The organism is Vibrio sp. 10N.222.46.A1 (assembly GCF_041473595.1).
GTDB classification, from domain to species: domain Bacteria; phylum Pseudomonadota; class Gammaproteobacteria; order Enterobacterales; family Vibrionaceae; genus Vibrio; species Vibrio tasmaniensis_A.
Map to the genome: position 1 here is coordinate 1 of NZ_JBFRSN010001853.1, position 261 is coordinate 261.

Annotated in this window: 1 protein-coding gene; it reads left to right on the plus strand. The window is 33.3% G+C overall.

The window, feature by feature from the left end:
- The coding region (locus AB4496_RS29615) for an ion channel (protein ID WP_372133713.1) at window positions 1-206 on the plus strand (206 nt) is incomplete at its 5' end.
- Window positions 207-261: the final 55 nt, after the last annotated feature.

The window sequence follows — 261 nt, forward strand, 5'->3', positions numbered from 1 at the left end:
GTGGAATAATATATAGTTATGATTTTATATACTTTAGTTTTGTTACCCAGACAACTCTGGGATATGGTGAAATGACGCCGACTAGTGTTTTTTCAAAGTATGTAGTCATTGCTCAATCTATTATTGGAATATTTTATATGGGTGTAGCTGTTTCTGTTACGCTGGGAGTTATCTTAGAAAATGGAAACAATCGAAAAATGGGCTAACGGTAAAGTTGGCATTAGTGCTTGAATCTGTATACATAACTAATAAGGATTAAGG